Source organism: Halomicrobium sp. HArcel3 (genome assembly GCF_058933135.1).
In genome coordinates this window covers 322,200-342,040 of the sequence record NZ_JBZYDN010000002.1, presented here as the reverse complement: position 1 = coordinate 342,040, position 19,841 = coordinate 322,200, and the positions used below count along the sequence as shown (strand labels likewise).

Annotated in this window: 22 protein-coding genes and 1 tRNA gene; 8 read left to right on the top strand and 15 right to left on the bottom strand. The window is 66.9% G+C overall.

Annotated elements, in window-relative coordinates; translation table 11 throughout:
• Positions 1–631: 631 nt before the first annotated feature.
• A complete protein-coding gene (locus AC5FRV_RS07510) occupies positions 632–817 on the top strand; it encodes a DUF7535 family protein (RefSeq protein ID WP_493560481.1) in 186 nt (61 codons plus the stop codon).
• A gap of 34 nt (positions 818–851) precedes the next feature.
• On the opposite strand, the gene AC5FRV_RS07505 is transcribed toward AC5FRV_RS07510, so the two are convergent.
• Positions 852–1,838 carry an ornithine cyclodeaminase family protein gene (locus AC5FRV_RS07505; RefSeq protein WP_493560480.1) on the bottom strand — a complete coding sequence of 329 codons (987 nt, stop codon included), beginning with the start codon at positions 1,836–1,838 and terminating at the stop codon, positions 852–854.
• A 172-nt stretch (positions 1,839–2,010) separates the two neighbouring features.
• On the opposite strand from AC5FRV_RS07505, the gene AC5FRV_RS07500 reads away from it, so the two are divergent.
• The 6 genes from AC5FRV_RS07500 (at position 2,011) to AC5FRV_RS07475 (ending at position 7,542) form a co-directional block, all read left to right on the top strand.
• A complete protein-coding gene (locus tag AC5FRV_RS07500; protein ID WP_493560479.1) occupies positions 2,011–2,850 on the top strand; it encodes a QueT transporter family protein in 840 nt (279 codons plus the stop codon).
• Positions 2,851–2,907: 57 nt separating this feature from the next.
• Positions 2,908–4,797, top strand: coding sequence for an ABC transporter ATP-binding protein (locus AC5FRV_RS07495; protein ID WP_493560478.1), 1,890 nt, complete (start codon positions 2,908–2,910; stop codon positions 4,795–4,797).
• Positions 4,794–5,582 carry an energy-coupling factor transporter transmembrane component T family protein gene (locus AC5FRV_RS07490; protein ID WP_493560477.1) on the top strand — a complete coding sequence of 263 codons (789 nt, stop codon included), beginning with the start codon at positions 4,794–4,796 and terminating at the stop codon, positions 5,580–5,582. Before AC5FRV_RS07495 ends, AC5FRV_RS07490 begins: the two co-directional genes overlap by 4 nt.
• A 77-nt stretch (positions 5,583–5,659) precedes the next feature.
• Positions 5,660–6,130: a nuclear transport factor 2 family protein gene (locus tag AC5FRV_RS07485; protein WP_493560476.1), complete on the top strand. Its 471-nt coding sequence runs from the start codon at positions 5,660–5,662 to the stop codon at positions 6,128–6,130.
• Between the two features lie 62 nt (positions 6,131–6,192).
• Positions 6,193–6,999 carry an aldo/keto reductase gene (locus AC5FRV_RS07480; protein ID WP_493560475.1) on the top strand — a complete coding sequence of 269 codons (807 nt, stop codon included), beginning with the start codon at positions 6,193–6,195 and terminating at the stop codon, positions 6,997–6,999.
• Between the two features lie 78 nt (positions 7,000–7,077).
• Positions 7,078–7,542 (top strand): hypothetical protein, encoded by a 465-nt coding sequence (locus AC5FRV_RS07475; RefSeq protein ID WP_493560474.1) that lies wholly within the window; start codon positions 7,078–7,080, stop codon positions 7,540–7,542.
• A gap of 31 nt (positions 7,543–7,573) precedes the next feature.
• On the opposite strand, the gene AC5FRV_RS07470 is transcribed toward AC5FRV_RS07475, so the two are convergent.
• Complete coding sequence (locus AC5FRV_RS07470; protein ID WP_493560473.1) at positions 7,574–8,827, bottom strand: adenosylhomocysteinase; 1,254 nt, start codon at positions 8,825–8,827, stop codon at positions 7,574–7,576.
• A 448-nt stretch (positions 8,828–9,275) separates the two neighbouring features.
• Here AC5FRV_RS07470 and AC5FRV_RS07465 point away from each other — a divergent pair, with 448 nt between their 5' ends.
• Positions 9,276–10,163: an NAD-dependent epimerase/dehydratase family protein gene (locus AC5FRV_RS07465; protein ID WP_493560472.1), complete on the top strand. Its 888-nt coding sequence runs from the start codon at positions 9,276–9,278 to the stop codon at positions 10,161–10,163.
• A 30-nt stretch (positions 10,164–10,193) separates the two neighbouring features.
• Here AC5FRV_RS07465 and AC5FRV_RS07460 read toward each other — a convergent pair whose 3' ends face one another.
• The 13 genes from AC5FRV_RS07460 to AC5FRV_RS07400 form a co-directional block, all read right to left on the bottom strand.
• Positions 10,194–10,646 carry a ferritin-like domain-containing protein gene (locus AC5FRV_RS07460; protein WP_493560471.1) on the bottom strand — a complete coding sequence of 151 codons (453 nt, stop codon included), beginning with the start codon at positions 10,644–10,646 and terminating at the stop codon, positions 10,194–10,196.
• A 217-nt stretch (positions 10,647–10,863) separates the two neighbouring features.
• Positions 10,864–12,546, bottom strand: coding sequence for a thermosome subunit beta (thsB, locus tag AC5FRV_RS07455; RefSeq protein ID WP_493560470.1), 1,683 nt, complete (start codon positions 12,544–12,546; stop codon positions 10,864–10,866).
• Positions 12,547–12,722: 176 nt separating this feature from the next.
• On the bottom strand, positions 12,723–13,115 hold the full coding sequence (locus AC5FRV_RS07450; RefSeq protein WP_493560469.1) for a DUF7383 domain-containing protein: 393 nt from the start codon (positions 13,113–13,115) through the stop codon (positions 12,723–12,725).
• Positions 13,116–13,190: 75 nt separating this feature from the next.
• On the bottom strand, positions 13,191–13,634 hold the full coding sequence (locus tag AC5FRV_RS07445; protein WP_493560871.1) for a thiol-disulfide oxidoreductase DCC family protein: 444 nt from the start codon (positions 13,632–13,634) through the stop codon (positions 13,191–13,193).
• Between the two features lie 534 nt (positions 13,635–14,168).
• Positions 14,169–14,250 (bottom strand) — tRNA-Ser (locus AC5FRV_RS07440).
• A gap of 28 nt (positions 14,251–14,278) precedes the next feature.
• Complete coding sequence (locus tag AC5FRV_RS07435) at positions 14,279–14,518, bottom strand: DUF7981 family protein (RefSeq protein WP_493560468.1); 240 nt, start codon at positions 14,516–14,518, stop codon at positions 14,279–14,281.
• A 25-nt stretch (positions 14,519–14,543) separates the two neighbouring features.
• Positions 14,544–14,921, bottom strand: a complete 378-nt coding sequence (locus AC5FRV_RS07430) for a Rid family detoxifying hydrolase (RefSeq protein WP_493560467.1) — start codon at positions 14,919–14,921, stop codon at positions 14,544–14,546.
• A gap of 72 nt (positions 14,922–14,993) precedes the next feature.
• The gene (gene ilvA, locus AC5FRV_RS07425; RefSeq protein WP_493560466.1) at positions 14,994–16,205 is read right to left on the bottom strand and encodes a threonine ammonia-lyase; all 1,212 of its coding nucleotides are present in this window, start codon (positions 16,203–16,205) and stop codon (positions 14,994–14,996) included.
• Between the two features lie 376 nt (positions 16,206–16,581).
• Positions 16,582–16,965, bottom strand: a complete 384-nt coding sequence (locus AC5FRV_RS07420; RefSeq protein ID WP_493560465.1) for a gamma-glutamylcyclotransferase family protein — start codon at positions 16,963–16,965, stop codon at positions 16,582–16,584.
• A gap of 6 nt (positions 16,966–16,971) precedes the next feature.
• Positions 16,972–17,382, bottom strand: a complete 411-nt coding sequence (locus tag AC5FRV_RS07415) for a hypothetical protein (protein WP_493560464.1) — start codon at positions 17,380–17,382, stop codon at positions 16,972–16,974.
• A gap of 68 nt (positions 17,383–17,450) precedes the next feature.
• A complete protein-coding gene (locus AC5FRV_RS07410) occupies positions 17,451–17,858 on the bottom strand; it encodes a hypothetical protein (RefSeq protein ID WP_493560463.1) in 408 nt (135 codons plus the stop codon).
• A 12-nt stretch (positions 17,859–17,870) separates the two neighbouring features.
• Positions 17,871–19,010, bottom strand: a complete 1,140-nt coding sequence (gene citZ / locus AC5FRV_RS07405) for a citrate synthase (RefSeq protein ID WP_493560462.1) — start codon at positions 19,008–19,010, stop codon at positions 17,871–17,873.
• A gap of 218 nt (positions 19,011–19,228) precedes the next feature.
• A complete protein-coding gene (locus AC5FRV_RS07400) occupies positions 19,229–19,771 on the bottom strand; it encodes a GNAT family N-acetyltransferase (protein ID WP_493560461.1) in 543 nt (180 codons plus the stop codon).
• Between the last annotated feature and the right edge of the window lie 70 nt (positions 19,772–19,841).

Sequence of the window (19,841 nt, the reverse complement as noted above, 5' to 3'; positions counted from 1 at the left end):
CCGGATCCAACAACATGTCGAAAGCCCTCGGCGCGCTCGTGACTCCGCGACTCGTTGCGCTCCTCGCTCCGCTGCGGTGCTTACGTCGCCGGGGAGCCGACGACCGCGCCTCGCCCTTTCAGTCCTCCAGGCCCAGCGTTGCTCGCGCACGGAGGCGCTCGCGATTAACTCCACCAACCCTCCCCGGATTCGCGCCGTCCGGCGCGAATCACGCATCCTGACCGCTCTGCAACCGCTCGGCCGGGAGCGCGTTTCATCGCGCGACCAGGGGAAGGCAGGGCAGCGGTGCTGTACCGTCCCTGGAGGAATGAAAGGGCGAGGCGCGGTGAACGAAGCACGAACCCACAAGCACCGAAGCGCAGCGAGGAGCGCAGTGGTGTTCGCGCGAGTTCAGCGAGCCGAGGGCTTTCCTTTGTTTGCGGTATCAATTCAGACACCAGAGAGCGCGCCAAGGGCTTTCGACGTGTCGTCGTTTCCTGTCCGGTCGATAATTCTGACGCCACCAGACGATACCACGACACCCAGAGTCGAACGACCTCCAAACCTGGACACATCTCCCGAACGAGCACATCGTCACGAGAAGAGCGAATGGAGACGTTTTATCAGCCTCGCGGGCGTAATTCGAGCCAATATGGCTACCAACGAGGCTGACGACGAAGGGTTCATCCGGTCCGTGACGCCGCTGACGGGGAGCAGTTCCAACCAGCAGATGGACGCCATCGGCTGGCTGGTGTTCCTCGGGATGCTCATCGTCCTGCTGCCACTGCTGCCCGTGTTCGTCGCCGTCTGGCTCATCTCGAAGGCGACCGGTCGCTGAGCCGTTCTCCTGCCGTCCTCATCGCCGCCGTCCGCTATACGTCGGTACCGACGAGCGTGAACTCGGTGCCGTCGCCGTTCTCGCGGGCCCGTTCGTAGGCGACGTGAGCGGTGGCGACGTCCTGGATGGCCAGGCCAGTCGAGTCGAAGACGGTGATGCCGTCCCCGTCGGTTCGCCCTTCCTTCTCGCCGGCCACGATCTCCCCTAGTTCGGCGTGCAGATCCTCGTCAGAGAGGACCCCCGCGCTCCAGGGGACGTTGATCTCGCCAGAGTGCGTACATTGAGCGTAGTCGTCGATGACGAGTGTGGCGTCGAGCAGGACGTCGTCCGATATCTCGTGTTTACCGGCAGCGTCGGCGCCGATGGCGTTGACGTGGGTGCGCTCGCCGACCGAGTGGACGAGGGGTTCTTCGACGGGGGTCACCGTCGAGAGGACGTCGCACTGTGCAGCTTCTTCGATAGACCCGCCGCGCACCGCGAAGCGGTCCGAGAAGTGGTCGACGAACGCCTGGACCGCCTCGTCGTCCTGGTCGGCGACGACCACCTCCGCGATGTCACGGACCTGGGAAATCGCTTCCAGTTGCGTGTAGGACTGGACGCCGGCGCCGACCAGGCCCATCGAGCGGGCGTCGTCGACGGCGAGGTAGTCCGTCGCCACTGCCGCGGCGGCGCCGGTCCGCTTGCGCGTGACGTGCGTGCCGTCCATCAGCGAGAGCGGGAAGGCGTTTTTCGGGTCGGAGTAGATGATCGTCCCCAGCACCGTGGGGAGGTCGTACTTCTCGGGGTTGTCGGCGTGGACGTTCACCCACTTCACCGCGGCGGCGTCCCACTCGTCGGTCGCCACGTAGGCCGGCATCGACCGGAAGTCGCCGTTGTACTGTGGCAGGTCGACGTAGGACTTGGCCGGCATCACCACGTCGCCGCGGGCGTACGCGCCGAAGGCGCCCTCGACGGCGTCGATCACTGCGGCGAGCGGCGTGTTCGCGTCGACGTCGTCGGGACCCAGAAGCAGCGTTTGCATACCACGAACTCTCGGCCGCTGGTACTTAGCAGGTCCGCAGGGACGAGCGAGCGGAGCGGGTGCCCGGATCCCGCGCTACTCCCAAGATGGCCCGTAGACGGCGCAAGACCTGTCATCACGGACGGATCTGGGGATCGGTTTTATGTGACGACGGGGAGTGTGCCCGTCTGTCATGCGGGAACTCATTACGATGTGGCGGGACACGCGGATGATAATGCTCGTGGCGGTGATCGCGGCCATCTACGCCGCGGTGTTGATACCGTTCAACGCGCTGACGATCATCCCGGGGATCACCAGTATCCGGCCGGCGAACGTCTTCCCGGTCATCTTCGGCATCATGTTCGGCCCGGCGGCGGCCTGGGGGTCGGCCATCGGCAACCTGATCGGCGACGTCTTCAGCGGCCAGCTGGGCCCCGGGAGCGTCGGCGGGTTCGTCGGCAACTTCTTCTTCGGCCTGGTCGGCTACAAGCTCTGGGGCAACCTCGGACCACTGTCCAGCGGCGAGGAACCCCGGATGGACTCGGCCCGCCAGGTCGTCGAGTACCTCGTCATCGCGCTCACCGCCGCGGCCGCGTGTGCCGCCATCATCGCGTGGTGGCTCGACGTGCTGGAGCTGTTCCCCTTCTCCGTACTCGGGACGATCATCACGGTCAACAACTTCCTGGCCGCCGCGGTGCTCGGCCCGCCGCTGCTGTACCTGGTCTACCCACGCGTCAAGGAGATGGGCCTCCTCTACCCCGACGTCATGCGTGAGGACGACCTGCCGGACGTCGCACCCTCCCGCCGACAGCTCGCGGCCACCGGCATCGTGGTCGTCTCCATCGTCTGGGTGGCGGTCGGTATCGCCATCAGCGTCGGCGTCGAGGGCACGCAGTTCCTGGCGACGACCGGCGAGACGTTCGGCCAGGGCGGGTCGGTCACCCAGCAGGTGCTGGGCGCGGTCGGCCTCCTCGTCCTCCTGGGGCTGACGGCCATCTCCGGCGACAGCCTCTCCGAGATGGTCCGTCGCTGACAGGGACTCTCCCCAGAGTACGAACGTTTACAACTGTTCCCGTTCACCCTCCCGTCGATGACTGGTACCGCGGACGAGCGGGACGACGGCGTCACCGCTCGGCTCCGTGACGTGTTCTTCTCCTACGACCGCGACGCCGATTTCGACGAGGGGTCGGGCCGTCCGGACCCGGACGCACGCGGCGGGCTCGTCCTCGACGGCCTCGACCTCGACGTCCCCGACCACTCGTTCACGGTCGTGATGGGCGCGAGCGGCGGCGGCAAGTCGACGCTCCTGCGGACGTTCAACGGCATCATCCCCGACTTCATCACCGGCGCGTTCGACGGCGAGGTCGACGTCGTCGGCCGCGACGCGACGTCGACGCGGGTCAGCGAGATGGCCCGTGACGTGGGGATGGTGATCCAGGACTACGAGGCCCAGCTGTTCGGCACCTCGATCACCGCCGAGGTCGCCTTCGGCCCGGAGAACCTCGCCGTCCCGGTCGAGGACATCGACGACCGCATCGACGAGTCCCTGGCCGTCGCCGGCCTCACCGACCTCGACCGCGACCGCGCGCCCGACGCCCTCTCCGGCGGGCAGAAGCAACGCCTCGTCTTCGCCGGCGTTCTCGCTATGCAGCCGAATCTCCTGTTGCTCGACGAACCGACCAGCGATCTGGACCCCGTGGGCAGTCGCGAGACGCTGTCGGTGATCGGTCGCCTCGCTGACGCCGCCCGCGCCGACGAGCGGATGGGCGAGTGGGCCGGCCCCGACGCCATCGTCCTGGTCACCCACAAGATAGAGGAGGCGCTGCTGGCCGACCACGCCGTCCTGCTGGAGGGCGGCCAGGTCGCTCACTCGGGGGCTGCCGAGGACGTGTTCACCGACGTCGACTCGCTGCGGGACTCCCGCGTCGCGGTCCCACCGCTGGTCGACGCCTTCGACAGGCTAGGCTTCGACCAGCCCGACCTGCCGCTGTCCGTCGACGCGGCCGCGGCGACCGCCGCCGAATCAGACCTGTCCTGGGACCCGCCCGCGACGCGCGGCGAGGATCTGCCCGGCGCCCCGGCCGGGACGGCCCCGGACGTCGGCGACGCCCTGTTCGAACTCGAGGACGTCGCCTACGAGTACGACGCCGACGGCGAGACCGTCCGCGCGGTCGACGGCGTCGACCTCACGGTTCGGGAGGGAGAGGTGGTCGCCATCGTCGGCCACAACGGCAGCGGCAAGACCACGCTCGCAAAGCAGCTCAACGGCCTGCTCGACCCCGACGAGGGTGTCGCCCGCTGGGACGGGAGTGACCTCACTGACCTGCAGATGTCCGAAGTCGGCCGACGCGTCGGCTTCGTCTTCCAGAACCCCGACCACCAGATTTTCGCCGCCACGGTCGAGGAGGAGGTCGCCTTCGGCCCGGAGAACTTCGGGCTGGAGGGCGAGGAACTCGACCGTCGGGTCGCCGACGCCATCGAGACCGTCGACCTCGACGGACTGGAGGAGGCAGACCCGTTCAACCTCTCGAAGGGCCAGCGCCAGCGCGTCGCGCTGGCGAGCATCCTCGCGACCGACCCGGACGCCATCGTCTTCGACGAGCCGACGACCGGCCTGGACGCGACCCAGCAGGAGACGTTCATGGATCTCGTCGCCGAACTCAACCGCGAACAGGGCGTCACCGTCGCGATGGTCACCCACAGCATGTCGACGGTGGCGACGTACGCGCCCCGGACGGTCGTGATGGCCGACGGCCGGAAGGTCGCCGACGCGCCGACGCGCGAGCTGTTCGCAGACGAGGACCAGCTCCACCAGTGGGACCTGCGCCCGCCACAGCCCGTCGCGCTCGCCAATCGCCTGGCGGCCGACCGGGGGATCGACGACGCGCTCCCGGCGCTCTCCGTCGACGAACTCGTCGCGGGGCTCGGCGGAGGCGAGACGCGGACCGCGACGACCGACGCTGCGGGGGAAGACCGATGAGCGGGGGGTCGTCGCTGTACGTCAGCGGCGATTCGATCCTCCACCGGCTCGCGCCGCGGGCGAAGATCGCGCTGGCCCTCGGCGTGTTCGCCGTCGCGCTTGCCTTCGACAACCCCGCGTGGGTCGTCGTCCCGTTCGCAGTGAGCCTCGTGACGCTGCTCGCGCTGGGCGGCCTGAAGAACCTCATGCGAGTCTGGTTCGTCGTCGTCGCCATCTTCGTCGTCGGCATGGTCGTCTGGCCAGCGTTCGTTCCGGCGGGCGGCCCCGTCGTCCTCTCGACGCCGCTGCTGGACGTGACCCGCGACGAGGTACTCCTCGCGCTGGGTCGCTCGACCCGCTTCGCGTCGTTCATCGTCACCGGCCTGCTGTTCGTCACCGTCACCTCCAACGAGGAGATCGTCGCGGGCCTCCGGAGCCTGGGCGTCCCTTTCGCCTTTTGCTTCGCCGTCGGGACGGCACTGCGGCTGTTTCCGACGCTGCTCAGCGCGACCGGGACGGTGCGACAGGCCCAGGAGGCCCGCGGCCACGACGTCGCCGCGCGCTCGCCGATCAAGCGGATCCGCAACTACGTCCCCCTCCTGATCCCCGTGTTCATGACCGCCATCCGCAACGTCCAGACCCAGTCGATGGCGCTCGAAGCGCGAGGGTTCGACACGCGCCGGGAACGGACCTTCTACGGCCGGCAGCCGCTCTCCGGTCGGGACTGGCTCGCCATCCTCGCCGGGGTCGCCCTGATCGTCGGGGCGGCCGTCGCGCGCTACGTCTTCGGACTCGGAGTAGTCTGAGTCAGCGGTAGCCGGAATCGTGACGATCGGTGTCAGACCACGGAAACCCTCATCGGGACCCCCGACCTCTCTCGGTCATGCGCGACGCACCAGCGGACGAGGTACGGGCGATGGTCGACCGCGAGACGACCGCCTGGGACGAACGGGACGTGGAGACGCTGCTGGACCTGTTTCACCCCGACATGGTGTGGGCGTGGCCCCCGACCGGGTACGACCACGACCCGGCGACGTGGAATCTCGAGTTCGGTCGGTTCGACCGCGAGCGGTGGCGCGAGGAGTGGCAGGGCCTGTTCGACACGCACGACCTCGTCCACAACGACCGGGAGATCATCGACGTCTCGGTGAGCGACGAGGGCGACGGTGGGATGGCCGTCGTGGACATCGACACGCTCTGGCGTCACCGGGAGACCGGTGCGGCGTTCCACTGGGAGGGGCGGACCGCGAAGATCTACGCGCTGGTCGACGACGAGTGGAAACTCACCGCTCACTGGGGCGCCCTGCGCTTCGACGACGAGGGGAACCCGCTCACGGGCGCGGCGGAGAGGTGACGAAACAGGGCGATCTGCCCCGGCCACAACTGTTAGGTACCGGACTCCCCGACCCACGATAGATGTCAGCACTCGACCTGCACCGGATCGGACTCGGCACCTGGCAGAACGACGACCCCGAGCAGTGCGCCGCGAGCGTCCGGACGGCCCTGGAGATGGGCTATCGAAATATCGACACGGCACAGGGCTACGACAACGAGGACGCCGTGGGCCGCGGCATCGCCGAGGCCGACGTCCCCCGTGAGGAAGTCTTCCTCGCGACGAAGGTGGACACCGACAGCCTCGCCCACGACGACGTGCTCGACTCGACCGCGGAGAGCCTGGAGAAACTCGGCACCGACTACGTCGACCTGCTGTACGTCCACTGGCCGATCGAGACCTACGACGCCGAGGGGACGCTCTCGGCGTTCGACGAACTGTACGACCAGGGCAAGATCCGCCACGTCGGGGTCTCCAACTTCGAACCCCGCCACCTGGACGAGGCCCGGGAGCTGCTGGACGCGCCACTGTTCGCAAACCAGGTCGAGATGCATCCCTACCTCCAGCAGACAGAACTGCGGGAGTACGCCGCAGAGCACGGCCACCACGTCGTCGCCTACTCGCCGCTGGCCCGGACGAAGGTCCTCGACGACCCCGTGCTCGAAGACATCGCAGAGAAACACGACGCGACCATCCCCCAGGTGACGCTGGCCTGGTTCCTCGCGCTGGACAACGTCACCGCCATCCCGAAGGCCACCAGCGAGGCGCACATCCGCGCCAACTGGGGCGCCTACGACGTCGACCTCGACGACGAGGACCTGGACCGGATCGCCGGCCTCGACGAGGGTCACCGCGAGGTGGACTTCGACGGCGCCCCCTGGAACCAGTAAAATCGCCACGGACGCGGTTATGGACGCGCAGACGGTCACCACAAGACCGATACCGGATCGCTCTGATGGTCGGTCGAGATGGAACGCTCGTTCCCGCACGCCAGACCCCTCCAGGCCGGCAAACTCGCCGCCACGGTCGTCGCCCTCCTCGTGAGCACCGTCGCCTTCTTCGAACTCGTGCCCGTCACCGACATCACGACCCTCTTCCTCGCACCGGTCGTCGCGTTCTTCCTGACGATGGTCGTCGTCGCCGAGGCGCTGGTCGCCGGCTATCGCGCGCTGGGCGACGACCGCCGACTGACCGAACGACTCGCCGACCGGCCGCTGTACACCGCCGTCCGTGCGCTGGAAGCGGGACTCGCCGTCGCCGCCGTCGCGGGGTTCGTCGCGCTCGTCGCCTGGATTCCCGACGGGCCGATGGCCGGACCGGGCGCCATCGGCGTGTTCTTCGTCGTCGTGGGCCTCGCCGCGCTGGTGCTCGCGGGCACGCTCCTCCGGACGCTCGCGGAGTACGTCGACTATCGCAGGAGCAACTCGGCCTGAGAGAAAGAGAACGAGGGAGCCCGCCGTCTGCTCAGAAACTACTGTCGGGGTGTTCCCACTCTTCGGTGTAGGCCTGCTGGCTCTCGGTCATGTCGTCGATGGAGACCCCCAGCGTCTCCAGTTTCCGCTCGGCGACGGCGCGGTCCAGGCGGTCGGGGATGTTGTAGAGCCCCGGTTCGAGGTCCGGCCCGTCGACGAGCATGTCGTAGGCGGCGACGAACATCATCGCGAACGTCGTGTCCATCACCTCGGCGGGGTGGCCCTGGCTGAAGGGGCCAGTGAGGTTGACGAGGCGACCCTCGGCCAGCAGGTTGAGCCGCCGGCCGTCGGGCATGTGGTACTGGGTGACGCCCTCCTTCGGCGTGGAGGTGGACTCGGCCGCCTCCTCCAGCGCTTCGAGGTCGATCTCGACGTCGAAGTGCCCGGAGTTGGCGAGGATGGCCCCGTCCTGCATCTTCGCGAAGTGCTCTTCGCGCATCACCTCGCGGTTACCCGTCGCGGAGATGAACAGGTCGCCCACCTCGCTGGCCTCGGCCATGTCCATCACGCGGTGGCCGTCCATGTGGGCCTGGAGGGCTTTTCTGGGGTCGACTTCGGTGACGATGGTCTGGCCGCCCATCCCGCGGGCTTTCCGGGCGATGCCGCGGCCGCAGTAGCCGTACCCGCAGACCACGACGTCCTTGCCGGAGATGATGGAATTCGTCGTGATGGCGACGTTGGTGAGCGATGACTCCCCCGTCCCGTGGACGTTGTCGAAGAAGTGCTTCATCGGCGTGTCGTTGACGCCGTAGACGGGGAACTGGAGGATTCCCTCGTCCTCCATCGCTTCGAGGCGGGTGATGCCCGCCGTCGTCTGCTCGCCGCCGCCGACGACGCCCGCTGCGACGTCGGGGTGTTCGGCGTGAACCTTCGCGATGAGTTCGCAGCCGTCGTCGAGGATGAAGTCCGGTTCCTCCTCCAGCAGTTCGTGCTGGGCCGCGTCGAACTCGTCGTCGGTCATCCCCTCCCAGGCGAAGGCGGTGATCCCCTCCCGGGCGTCCAGCGCGTCGACGACGTCGCCGTGGGTGCTCTGGGGCTCGCTCGGCGCGAAGAGGACTTCGGCGCCCGCTTCACGAAGGGTCTCGATGGCGACGCCCGATTTGGTTTCGAGGTGCGAGGCGAACGCGACGGTGTACCCCTCAAGGGGTTTCGTCTCGCCGTATTCCTCCTGATAGGAGCGGAGGATCGGGGTGTACTCGCGCGCCCAGGCCAGCGGGTCGTCGGCGTCGTGGGATACCGGAGACATTCGCGATTGGTACTCCGTGACAAGGGTTAAGCGCTGTGAATCCGGAAGCGATCTTTTCGCAACGGAGAGTCCGGAACCGACGGATCAGACACCGCAAACAACCAGAAATCCCCGGCCCGCTACACTCCCGCGACTCGTTGCGCTCCTCGTCCTTCGGACTGCGGTGCTTACATCGTCGGGGTTCGTGTAGCGGGCCGCCCCTTTCAACCCCGCCCACAGTGGCTGATCGACCGGCACGGGTGGGAATGAAAGGGGCGGCGGGCTCGGCGACGGCGGACCCGACAAGCACCGCAGGCGGAGCCGAGGAGCGCAGTCGCGGTCCACCGAGTCGAGCCCGCCGGGGCTTTCTTGTTGTTTGCGGCAGTTCTCTCGGCCGCTCTCGTTCCAGTCCCGACCATTCCAGAGAGACCACCAGACTTTGGGCGGTGCACACCGCATACACACCATCATGAACGTCGTCGTCACGGGCGGACGCGGCCAGTCGGGACGCTGGATCGTCGGCCGACTCGCCGCCGACCACGAGGTGACCGTCTTCGACCAGGCACACCCCGGGCCGGACGGCCACCCAGAGGTCTCCTACCGCGCGCTCGACCTCACCGAACCGGGCGGCGTGTTCGACGCAATCACCGAAATCGACCCCGACGCCGTCGTCCACTGGGCGGCCATCCCCGTCGCCGGCAACCACCCCGGCGTGGACCTCTACCGGAACAACACGCTCGCGGCCCACGGCGTCCTCACGGCGGCGGGGCGCGTCGGCGCCGACGTCGTCCAGGCCTCCTCCGATGGCGCCTACGGCTTCTTCTTCGCCGAAGAGACGCCGGTGCCCGACGAACTCCCGATCACCGAAGACCACGCGCTGCGGCCAGAGGACGACTACGGATTGTCGAAGGTCGTCACCGAGGAGATCGGGAAGACGATCGCCCGCCGGGACGGCGTATCGGTGGCCTCCATCCGGCCCTCGTGGATCCAGGAGCCCGGGAACTATCTCTGCCGCGAGGACGACTACGTCGAGGACCTCGCCGCCGGCGCGGGCAACTACTGGTCTTACGTCGACGTCCGGGACGTGGTCGATCTGGTCGAGGCGGCACTGTCCGGGGTCAGCGACGGCGAGTTCGACGGGCACGAAGCGTTCAACTGCGTCGGCCCGGACAACGCGCTCGGCCGGCCGCTCGCCGATCTGATGGAGGACCACTACGGCGCGCTTCCCGAGGACTGCGACGTCGAGGGCGACGCCTCGGCCTACGCGACGGCGAAGGCGACGAAGTTGCTCGGCTGGGACCCGACCCGGTCGTGGCGCGAGGCCGCCGACGAGGACGTCGAACCGCCGGCGGTCTGAGCCGAATCTGATACCGAAAAAACGGCGCCGTCAGTCGTCGTACTCCTTCTGGAACCCGCGGAACTCGGTGCGGTGGGCCTCCTCGTCGGTGAGGATAGTCACCGCCAGATCCTCCGTGACGGGATCGTTGCCTTCCTCAGACGCCTCGATCAGGTCGCGGTAGGTCTGGATGGCGTCGTGTTCGGCGTCGAGAACTCCCTCGATGACCGACAGCACGTCCGTGGTGTCCTCCGGCGGCTGGAGCGTCTCCTGGCGAGCGACGAACTCCTCCGAGCCCGGCGGCCGTGCGTCCAGTTGCTTGAGCCGCTGACCGATCTGCTCGGCGTGGCCGAGTTCCTCCTGGACGTCCGTCCGGAGGCTCTCCTTGATCTCCTCGGCGTGGATGCCGTCCAGCACGATCGAGAGCGTCTGGTAGTTCATCACGGTCTCCATCTCGTCGCCGTAGGCCTTCTTGAGAAGGTCGATTACGCGGTCGTCCGTCATGACGGGTCGGAATTGTAGCTTCTGAAACATATCACTGTCGGCTGACGAGACTGTGCCGCTATTATAAAGATGAACAAAGGAAACCGGTACCAGCATCCACGCGAACGGAGTGAGCGCGGTTCACTGAAAAAATACCGCGAGGCCGAACCGCAAGCCTCGCGTGTCGCTCCGCTCCCGCTCGGCATTTCGAAGGCGAGTCGCTGCGCTCCTCGCCTTCCTACATCATGCCGCCCATACCGCCACCCATGCCGCCGCCCATTCCGCCGGGGGCGCCACCGGGACCGCCTGCACCGCCCTCGTCGCCGCCGGAGGTCGACAGGTCGCCGGCAGCGATGATGTCGTCGATTTTGAGCACGAGGTTCGCGGCCTCGGCAGCGGAGGAGACGGCCTGGGTCTTGGCGTGAGCCGGTTCGACGACGCCGGCGTCGAGCGTGTCGACGACGTCGCCGGTGAAGACGTTCAGGCCCGCAGAGACGTCGCCGTCCTCGTGGGCGGCGCGCAGGTCGACCAGCGCGTCGATGGAGTCGAGCCCGGCGTTCTCGGCGAGCGTGCGGGGCACGAGTTCGAGCGCGTCGGCGAAGGATTCGACGGCCAGTTGCTCGCGACCCTCGACGCTGTCGGCGTAGTCGCGCAGGCGTCGGGCGACCTCGACTTCGGGGGCGCCGCCGCCCCCGAGGACGCGGCCGTCGGCGACGGTTGAGGAGACGACGTCGAGCGCGTCCGTGACGCCGCGTTCGAGCTCGTCGACGACGTGGTCGGTGGAGGCGCGGAGCAGGAGCGTCACGCCGTGGGACTCGTCACCGGTTCCCTCGACGTAGAACAGGCCCTCGCCCTCGTCGCGGCGGACGGACCCGCGGCCGAGGTCGTCGGCCGATGCCGAGCGGATGTCGGAGACGATGTTGGCGCCGAGCACCTCGCGGAGGAACTCGATGTCGGACTTCTTGGCGCGGCGCACGGCCAGGATGCCCTCCTTGGCGAGGTAGTGCTGGGCCATGTCGTCGATGCCCTTCTGGCAGAAGACGACGTCGGCGCCGGTGTCGACGATGGCGTCGACCAGTTCCTGGAGCTGCTCTTCCTCCTTGTCGAGGAAGTTCTGGAGCTGGCTCGGGTCGTCGACGGAGAGCTGCGCGTCGACGTCGGCCTCGTCGAGTTCGATGGGGTTGTCGAGCAGGAGGACGTCGGCGTCGTCGAGGTCGGTAGGCATCCCCTCGTGGACGGGGTCCTTGTCGACGACGCCGCCCTCGATGAGTTCGGAGTTGCCGACCGTGGAGCCGGTCTGGGTCTCGATGTTGAGGAACTCGAGGTCGGCGACGACGGAGCCGTCCTCGGCCTCGACGGTGACGGCGTCGACAGCGTCGACGATGAGCTGGGAGAGCAGCTCCTTGTTGAGTTCGGCGCCCTTGCCGGTCATGGAGGTCTCGGCGACCTTCCGGAGCAGTTCCTCGTCGTCGGGGTCGACCGAGGTGGCGATCTCGTTGATCTGGGACTTGGCCTCCTTGGAGGCCATGTCGAAGCCCTTGATGATCGCCGTCGGGTGGATGTCCTGGTCCAGCAGTTCCTCGGCGTTCTTCAGGAGTTCGCCAGCGATGGCGACCGCGGTCGTCGTCCCGTCGCCGGCCTCGTCCTCCTGGGCCTCGGCGACTTCGACGATCATCTCCGCGGTCGGGTTGTCGATGTCCATCTCCGTGAGGATGGTGACGCCGTCGTTCGTGACGGTGACGTCACCGAGCGAGGAGACGAGCATCTTGTCCATCCCCTTCGGCCCAAGCGTCGAGCGTACCGACTCGGCCACGGCGCGGGCCGCCGAGATGTTGTGGCTCTGTGCGTCCTTGTCTTTCATCCGCTGGGAGTCCTCACCCAGGATGATCATGGGCTGGCCGCCCATCTGTCGCTGGCTCATAGTCACTGATTGATTGAATGTGATTCTATATAAAAGTAGGGGTTCGGCGTCGGCGGCGACGCGACCGCCTCGCGACCCGTCGAGCAAGAAATCGCCGGACAGAGCGGCTCCACCCGCGGTGCCGTGACAACTATTGGCACGGCCCCGGTCGGAACGAATCGGCCGTTTATATGCAATCAGTCGACCGGGTCTTTCCAGTGGACCGTGACGGTCCCGACGACGAAGCTGTCGTCCGTCTCGGTGTCCCGGCGGAATCTGATCGTGTTCTCCCCTTTCGTCAGCCTGGCCGCGGTGACGGTGTCCATCCAGTACTGCCAGCCCTCGCGCGCGGGCACGTCGAACCCGGAGAGCGGCTTGTCGTTGACGAGCACGTCGTGGTCGTACGTCCCCACGTCGTACACCTGCATCTGGACGTAGGCGTCCTGCGGATCCCCGGTCGGGACGTCGAAGATGTACTGGTCGGTCTTGTCGCCCGAGTAGGACGCCCACGGGACGTCGAGGCCGTCCTCGTCCGGCCCGAGGTGCTCCTGAAACGACACCAGCGCGTAGTTGGCGCGGTACTCTGCCATATCTACCTGGTCTCGCGGCACCCACTCGAAGGTTCGGGACGATTCGGGCGAATCGGACGGTCCAAAGGAGCCGTCTCACGCCTCCGGCCCGACGCCGTCGTCGAGGAATCGTTCCCCGACGTCGCCGCTGGGGAGCATGCAGGCGTCCTTCCGGCCGAACCAGTCGTATCGATTATTCGCGACGAGGTCGTACACCCGGTCGCGAATCGGCCGCGGGAGGACGAGGAAGTGACGAAGGAGCGGATAGAGCCCGTCGAAGTGCCGGGCGGCGCGGAGGCCGCCCTCAGACTTCGTGTACGCCTCGCCGCCCTCGATCAGGACGAACGTGTCGAAGTCGTCGGTCGGCAGGTCGTGTTCCTCCAGCAGCGCCTGGCCGACGGGCGACTGGAGCGACGCGAACCGGAACGTCCCCTCGGCGTCGTGTTGGACGACGAACTGCACGATCGAATTACAGAGGTTGCAGACGCCGTCGAACAGCAGGACGGGGTGCTCGTCGGTCGGCGGGACGTCGGCGAGCAGGTCCGACTCGTCAGCCATCTGATCGGCGTCGTTCGTCGACGGGGAGTCGGACCGTGACATACTCGACGTTCGGTCGCGGCCGGAGAAAGGCGTTGTGGAGAGAGGCTGAATGGCGTGATCAGAACACGCTGCGATCGACGCGGAACCGAACCGCCGTGGAAAGTCCGCTCAAGGCCTTTCCATCGTGCGGCTCATAGGGCTAAATCCCACGTCAAGCATACCGCGCCGAAGGCGCGGTTTCCCCGGACGCGAGCAAACGAAGTGAGCGAGTCGTCCGGCCTTTTTTCGCCCACGTTTTTCGAGGAGCCCTCCCCGCAGCGAGCCGAAGGCTCGCGAGGAAGGACGACGATGAAAAAGGTGGAGCGCCAGGACTGGGATTTGAACAGATGCGAGACGTTCCGGGCGTGCGGCCTCACTTCGTTCGGCCGTTCCGGGGCTGCGACTCGCGTGCTCAAATCCCAGTGAAGACGCACAACCGCTCACGGGAACCGAGAACACGCTACGCGGTTCTCGGTGGTGTGTTCGCGGTAGAAGCGCCAGGACTGGGATTTGAACCCAGAATCCCGAAAGGGAACACGCTTTCCAGGCGTGCGCCTTACCGTTCGGCCATCCTGGCTCGCATCGGTAATTCTGCGGTCGGTCGCTTAAGGGCTTTCGTTCTCAGTCGCGTCGGTGGAACGGGAGTCCGCCTCGTCCTCAACCAGTCGCTGCTGGGACTGGCCGGTGACGAACGCGGCGGCGATGCCGACCACGATGGCGACGCCGAATTTGACGCCCCAGTCGACCAGGTCGCCCGTGGCCAGTTCGTAGGCCTGTATCAGGACGAGGAAGGAGAGCAGGCCGAGGGCGCCCCAGAGGAGGCGGCGTTTCGTGCGCGGGTGCATGGCCTCACTCACGCGCGGACGGCCTTCACTTCGTCGCAATCGCCTCTATCTCGACGCCGACGCCCTTCGGGAGTTCGTCGACGCCGACGGCACTGCGGGCCGGCGGCTCGTCGTCGAAGAAGGACTGGTAGGTGTCGTTCATCGCGTCGAAGTCGTCGATGTCGTCGAGGAAGACGGTCACCTTGAGCACGTCGGCCATGCCGGCACCGGCTTCCTCGAGGACGGCCTGGACGTTCTCCAGGGCCTGCTCGGTCTGGACGTCGACGGCGGCGTCGTCGAGCAGGTCGCCTTCGGGGGTGAGGGGGATCTGGCCGGCGGTGAACACGAGGTCGTCGGTGGCGGTCGCCTGGCTGTACGCCCCCACCGCGGCGGGGGCCGCGTCGGTGCTGACGATACGTTTCATACCCGGAAGGGCGGCGGGGACGGCCTTGAAACCAGCGGGGCAGCGCCGAGCGAGGACGAGTGCCGCGGGCGGCTAGACCAGAATCTCGACTTCGTAGCCGGCGTCCTCGAGGCCGTCGATGATCGCCGCGACGTGGTCGTGGCCACGGGTCTCCAGGTCGAGTTCGACCTCGGCGTCGTTCATCGCGATGTCCCGGGAGGTGCGGTCGTGCTCGATGGCGTAGATGTTGGCGTCGTGTTCGGAGAGCACCTCGACGAGGCGTTCGAGGGCGCCGGGGCGGTCCTTGAGCACGGTCCGGAGTTTGAGGTACCGACCGGTCTCGACGAGGCCGCGCATGATGACGTTCGTCAGGACGTTTAGGTCGATGTTGCCCCCGCAGAGCGCCGGAACGATGGTCTCGTCGTCGGCGTAATCGAAGCGCTCTTCGAGGACGGCGGCCAGCGAGACGGCGCCCGCGCCCTCAGTCAGCGTCTTTCCCCGTTCGAGCAGCGTCGTCAGCGCGACGGCGATCTCCGAGTCGGAGACGGTGACGACCTCGTCGACGCGCTCCTGGATCACCTCAAACGTACGCTCGCCGACCTTCCGCGTCGCGATACCGTCGGCGATGGTCTCGACGGACTCGCGGGCGACGACCTCGCCCTTCTGGAGCGAGTCGGCGACGCTGGCGGCGCCCTCGGCCTGGACGCCCACGACGCGGACGTCGTCGACCTTGCCCTTCAGCGCCGTCGCGATGCCGCTGATCAGCCCGCCACCGCCGATTGGGACGACGACGGTGTCGACGCTCGGCAGGTCCTCGGCGATCTCCAGGCCGATGGTCCCCTGACCGGCCATCACCTGCCAGTCGTCGAAAGCGTGGACGTAGGTCCGGCCCTCCTCGCGCTCTATCTCGTGGGCGCGCTCGGCCGCTTCGTCGTAGTCGCGGCCGTACAGCACGACCTCGCCGCCGTAGTTGCGCGTCGCCCGCACCTTGGAGATGGGCGCGTGCTCGGGCATGACGATGGTCGAGTCGACGCCGATTCGCGTCGCCGCCAGCGCGACGCCCTGGGCGTGGTTGCCCGCGCTCGCCGTGACGACGCCGGCGTCCTGCTCGGCTTCGGAGAGCGTCGCGATGCGGTTGGTCGCCCCCCGGATCTTGAACGACCCCGTCCGCTGGAACAGTTCGAGCTTGAGGTGGACGTCGGCGCCGGTCATCGCCGAGAAGGTGTGCGAGTAGTCCAGCGGCGTGTGCCGGGCCGTCGCGGAAACGCGGTCCTGGGCCGCCAGCACGTCCTCGAAAGTCAGCATTGCCCGAGCGTTGGACCTGCGGCTACGTAACGATCCGGTGTTCGTGGTCGTGCGAGTGTAATGTGGAGCGTTCAGGTTGCTAACTGCATTGCTACAGCGGTCTATACACTCGACATCCCACAGCCACCGCTCACGAGTGTTACTTCGAGGGGGGAACGAATAGATTGTGTGACTGCAGCCGAAGCGATGGGTGGATGGGTCATAAAGGCCACCCGTGCGGAGTGAAAGTGAAAGTGCCGGACGGAGCGGCCACAACACGGCCGTGCGACGAACGTCAGACGCCCGTCGTCGGCACGGATCGCCTGGAATAAATCGCCAGGCAGCCCCCACCATTTCGTATGGAGATCGAGTGACGATAGCGCGTTGCGAACGGTTCTCACGGCGACGGACGAACGAGGACGTCCTCGTCCACGGCGTAGGCCGCCACGCGCTCGCGAAGCGGCCCGTCGCCCGGCCACGACGCGGGCGCGTCCAGTAGATCTGGGTCGCCTACGTACGTCTGAACGGTTCCGCCGCTGGCGTGGGGGAACGGGACGCGGACGTACAGGCCACGGTCGACGCCCTCGTAGCGGTCCAGCGCGGCGACGTCGTCGGTGACGAGGATTCGTCCGTCGACCTCGCCGCCGGGTGCGAGCGTCGGGTACTCACCCTCGACGCGATGGAGTCCGTCGAGCGTGGCCGGTCCGTCGTACGCGAACTCGTCGAGGACGGCGCTGGCGGTGTCGGGATTACAGAGCGTGCCGTAGACGAAAACGCGCACGCGGGGTCACACCCCCGACGTTCCGTCGCGAGCGTACTCACCGGCCAAGGCCCGAGCTATCGCGATGACTAACCACGTCGTCATCGCACTGAACCCAGCCGTGAAGACGGCATCAAGCAGACCGCCAGTCGGGAAGTCGACGAGGTTTATCGCGAACAGCAGAGCGAAGTGGGCAGGCCAGTAGACGGCTGAAGGAACTATTTCATCGATACGATCAGTTACGACGTTAACGCGAGTTCGGACCGGCCGAAGGAAACTCACGGTCAAGGTGGCACCGACACCGGTGGCCAGCGCATATGGACCGGACCACCTGAGCCCCAGCCATGAGAGCCAGGCACCGACAGCTATGAGCGCGCAGAGGATGACGACAGCGAAGAATTCGTGGAGGGGACGTGGGACCCGGGAGAGTACTGACATGGAGGACCACTGGCTGGCCGATAGGTTGAGGTGTCGTGTCAAATGGTTTTTGAATGACGTCGGGCCCCTTACGCAGCAGGCCTAACGAGTCCACGAACGAGACGAACCAGCAGGAGAACGAACGCTGCCGTGACTGCGCCGGCGACGACGACCGGTAGGGCCGTCCGAACTACTGGCGGTAACGCGCTCAGCGACACTCGCACTAATACGTAGGTCCCAACGACGGCGAGTCCCAGACGAATGGCATCTCTTCTCGAAGAAACGCCACCTCCACGGCGCTCCGGATAGAGCTCCAGCAAACGACATCGGACGCGTTGCGAAACCAGTGGCAGGACCGCCACGACGCCGAGGACGAACGCCGGGGAGAGTTGCGCACCGCTATCGACAGCCAGGGCACCATAAAACAGCCCGACCAGACCGAAGGCGAGCACCGCGATGAACCTGATCGCTGGATCGTCGAGGTCGGTTTCGGGCACGCGTCGCGGCCTCTATCGCTCTTCGATGGGGACGAACTCCTGGTCCTCCGGGCCGGTGTAGCGGGCCCGCGGGCGGATGAGCCGGTTGTCGTCGATGTACTGGAAGACGTGGGCGATCCAGCCGCCGACGCGGGACATGGCGAAGATGGGGGTGTAGATGTCGATGGGGATGCCCATCTGGTAGTACGTCGACGCCGAGTAGAAATCGACGTTGGGGGCCAGGCCCTTCTCCTCGGCCATGTAGTCCTCGATAGTGGTGGACATCTCGTACCATTTGATCGACCCGGCGGCTTCGCCCAGGTCCTTGGATTTCTCGCCGAGGATCTTCGCACGGGGGTCCTTGACGTCGTAGACGCGGTGGCCGAAGCCGGAGACCCGGCGGCCCTCGTCGAGAGCGCCCTTGACCCACTCCAGGGGGTCCTGCTCGGCGTCGTCGACCTCCTTGAGCATCTCCATGACGTCCTGGTTGGCGCCGCCGTGGAGCGGGCCCTTGAGGGTGCCGATGGCGGAGGTGACGGAGCTATGCAGGTCCGAGAGCGTCGAAGCCGTCACGATGGCGGAGAACGTCGACGCGTTGAGGCCGTGGTCCGCGTGGAGCACCAGCGCCATGTCGAACGTCTCCGCGAGGACGTCGTCGGGTTCCTCGCCGTTGAGCATGTAGAGGAAGTTCGCGGCGTGAGAGAGGTCTTCCCGGGGCTGGACGGGGTCGTCCCCCTGGCGGATCCGTGCGAACGCCGCGAGGATGGTCGGAATCTTGGCGGTGATGCGACGGGCCTTGCGGAGGTTGGCCTCGTCGTCGGTCGGGTCCGCGTCGCCGTCGTCGGGGTCGAACGCCGACAGCGTCGACACCCCGGTCCGCAGCGCCGCCATCGGATTCTCGTCGGCCTCGGCGAGCGCACGGACCACTTCGATAACCGCGTCGTCGACCGCCCGTTCGGCCACCATCGAGTCGGTGAACTCCGCGAGTTCGCCCTCGTCCGGGAGGTGGCCGTACCAGAGGAGGTAGAGCACCTCCTCGTAGCTCGCACCCTTCGCCAGGTCCTCGATCGTGTACCCGCGATAGACGAGCTTGCCAACCTCGCCATCGATGTCGCTCAGATCCGACTCGGCGACGAGGACACCCTCGAGCCCTTTCTTGAGGTCGTCTGACATACGGTAAGCGTTCACTACGTGCCGGGAAAAGCATTATCTTTCGAAGACCGACACGAGCGGACTGACCGCCCCATTTTGTGGATATTCGTTCAATAATCTGGAAAACAGTGGGCGAGGATCGTCGGAATCGGCGGTCAACGAAAGCATCTTTCGGATCTGTCGATACCGTATGAATGGTGACAACACGGCGCACGAGTTCGGTCGCGTCTCCACCACTATCAGTCGCGCCACTCCGTCCGTAGTAGCCCGTACTGGACCATGTCCCGGTGCTCGCCGTTCACGAACATGAACTTCCGACGGCGACCCTCCTCGGTGAATCCCAGGGACTCTAGCAGGCCACGGGAGGCGTCGTTGAACGCGAACGCGCCCGCCCCGACGGCCGGCGTGTCGTAGGTCCGGAACGTGTAGTCGACGGCGAGGGCGACGGCCTCGCTCCCGTATCCTTCGCCGTGGACCGCTGGGACGAGCCAGTAGCCCAGTTCGGGACGCTTCCAGTCGGCGTCCTCCACGGAGACGACGCCGATGCGGTCCACGTCTTCGGCGTCGACCCGCCCTGATCCGGCGTCGTCGTCGAGACAGACGAGGAACCGATCGTCGTCCCCTTCCTCGAACGCCGTCTCGATCTGTTTGCTGGTCCTGACCGGGGTTCCGAGCGGATAGCGGAGTTCGGGCTCGTTGCCCCGCTGGAGGAACGGCACGTCCTCGCTCTCGACCGTCCGGAGCGTGACGCGCTCGCCGCTCGCGACGCGTGCGCCTGGCATGGCTGGACGGTCACGAACGGCCGGTAAATGTCTTCTGCGTCGGCCGGGCTCGACCAGCGGTGGCGCAACG

Coding starts and splice junctions, on each gene's coding strand:
- AC5FRV_RS07495 (WP_493560478.1), top strand. CDS start 2,908: ATGACTGGTACCGCGGACGAGCGGGACGACGGCGTCACCGCTCGGCTC.
- AC5FRV_RS07415 (WP_493560464.1), bottom strand. CDS start 17,382: ATGTCAGTACTCTCCCGGGTCCCACGTCCCCTCCACGAATTCTTCGCT.
- citZ (WP_493560462.1), bottom strand. CDS start 19,010: ATGTCAGACGACCTCAAGAAAGGGCTCGAGGGTGTCCTCGTCGCCGAG.
- AC5FRV_RS07460 (WP_493560471.1), bottom strand. CDS start 10,646: ATGACGGACGACCGCGTAATCGACCTTCTCAAGAAGGCCTACGGCGAC.
- AC5FRV_RS07510 (WP_493560481.1), top strand. CDS start 632: ATGGCTACCAACGAGGCTGACGACGAAGGGTTCATCCGGTCCGTGACG.
- AC5FRV_RS07475 (WP_493560474.1), top strand. CDS start 7,078: ATGGAACGCTCGTTCCCGCACGCCAGACCCCTCCAGGCCGGCAAACTC.
- AC5FRV_RS07435 (WP_493560468.1), bottom strand. CDS start 14,518: ATGCACCCGCGCACGAAACGCCGCCTCCTCTGGGGCGCCCTCGGCCTG.
- AC5FRV_RS07485 (WP_493560476.1), top strand. CDS start 5,660: ATGCGCGACGCACCAGCGGACGAGGTACGGGCGATGGTCGACCGCGAG.
- thsB (WP_493560470.1), bottom strand. CDS start 12,546: ATGAGCCAGCGACAGATGGGCGGCCAGCCCATGATCATCCTGGGTGAG.
- AC5FRV_RS07465 (WP_493560472.1), top strand. CDS start 9,276: ATGAACGTCGTCGTCACGGGCGGACGCGGCCAGTCGGGACGCTGGATC.
- AC5FRV_RS07490 (WP_493560477.1), top strand. CDS start 4,794: ATGAGCGGGGGGTCGTCGCTGTACGTCAGCGGCGATTCGATCCTCCAC.
- AC5FRV_RS07430 (WP_493560467.1), bottom strand. CDS start 14,921: ATGAAACGTATCGTCAGCACCGACGCGGCCCCCGCCGCGGTGGGGGCG.
- AC5FRV_RS07450 (WP_493560469.1), bottom strand. CDS start 13,115: ATGGCAGAGTACCGCGCCAACTACGCGCTGGTGTCGTTTCAGGAGCAC.
- ilvA (WP_493560466.1), bottom strand. CDS start 16,205: ATGCTGACTTTCGAGGACGTGCTGGCGGCCCAGGACCGCGTTTCCGCG.
- AC5FRV_RS07400 (WP_493560461.1), bottom strand. CDS start 19,771: ATGCCAGGCGCACGCGTCGCGAGCGGCGAGCGCGTCACGCTCCGGACG.
- AC5FRV_RS07500 (WP_493560479.1), top strand. CDS start 2,011: ATGCGGGAACTCATTACGATGTGGCGGGACACGCGGATGATAATGCTC.
- AC5FRV_RS07470 (WP_493560473.1), bottom strand. CDS start 8,827: ATGTCTCCGGTATCCCACGACGCCGACGACCCGCTGGCCTGGGCGCGC.
- AC5FRV_RS07505 (WP_493560480.1), bottom strand. CDS start 1,838: ATGCAAACGCTGCTTCTGGGTCCCGACGACGTCGACGCGAACACGCCG.
- AC5FRV_RS07480 (WP_493560475.1), top strand. CDS start 6,193: ATGTCAGCACTCGACCTGCACCGGATCGGACTCGGCACCTGGCAGAAC.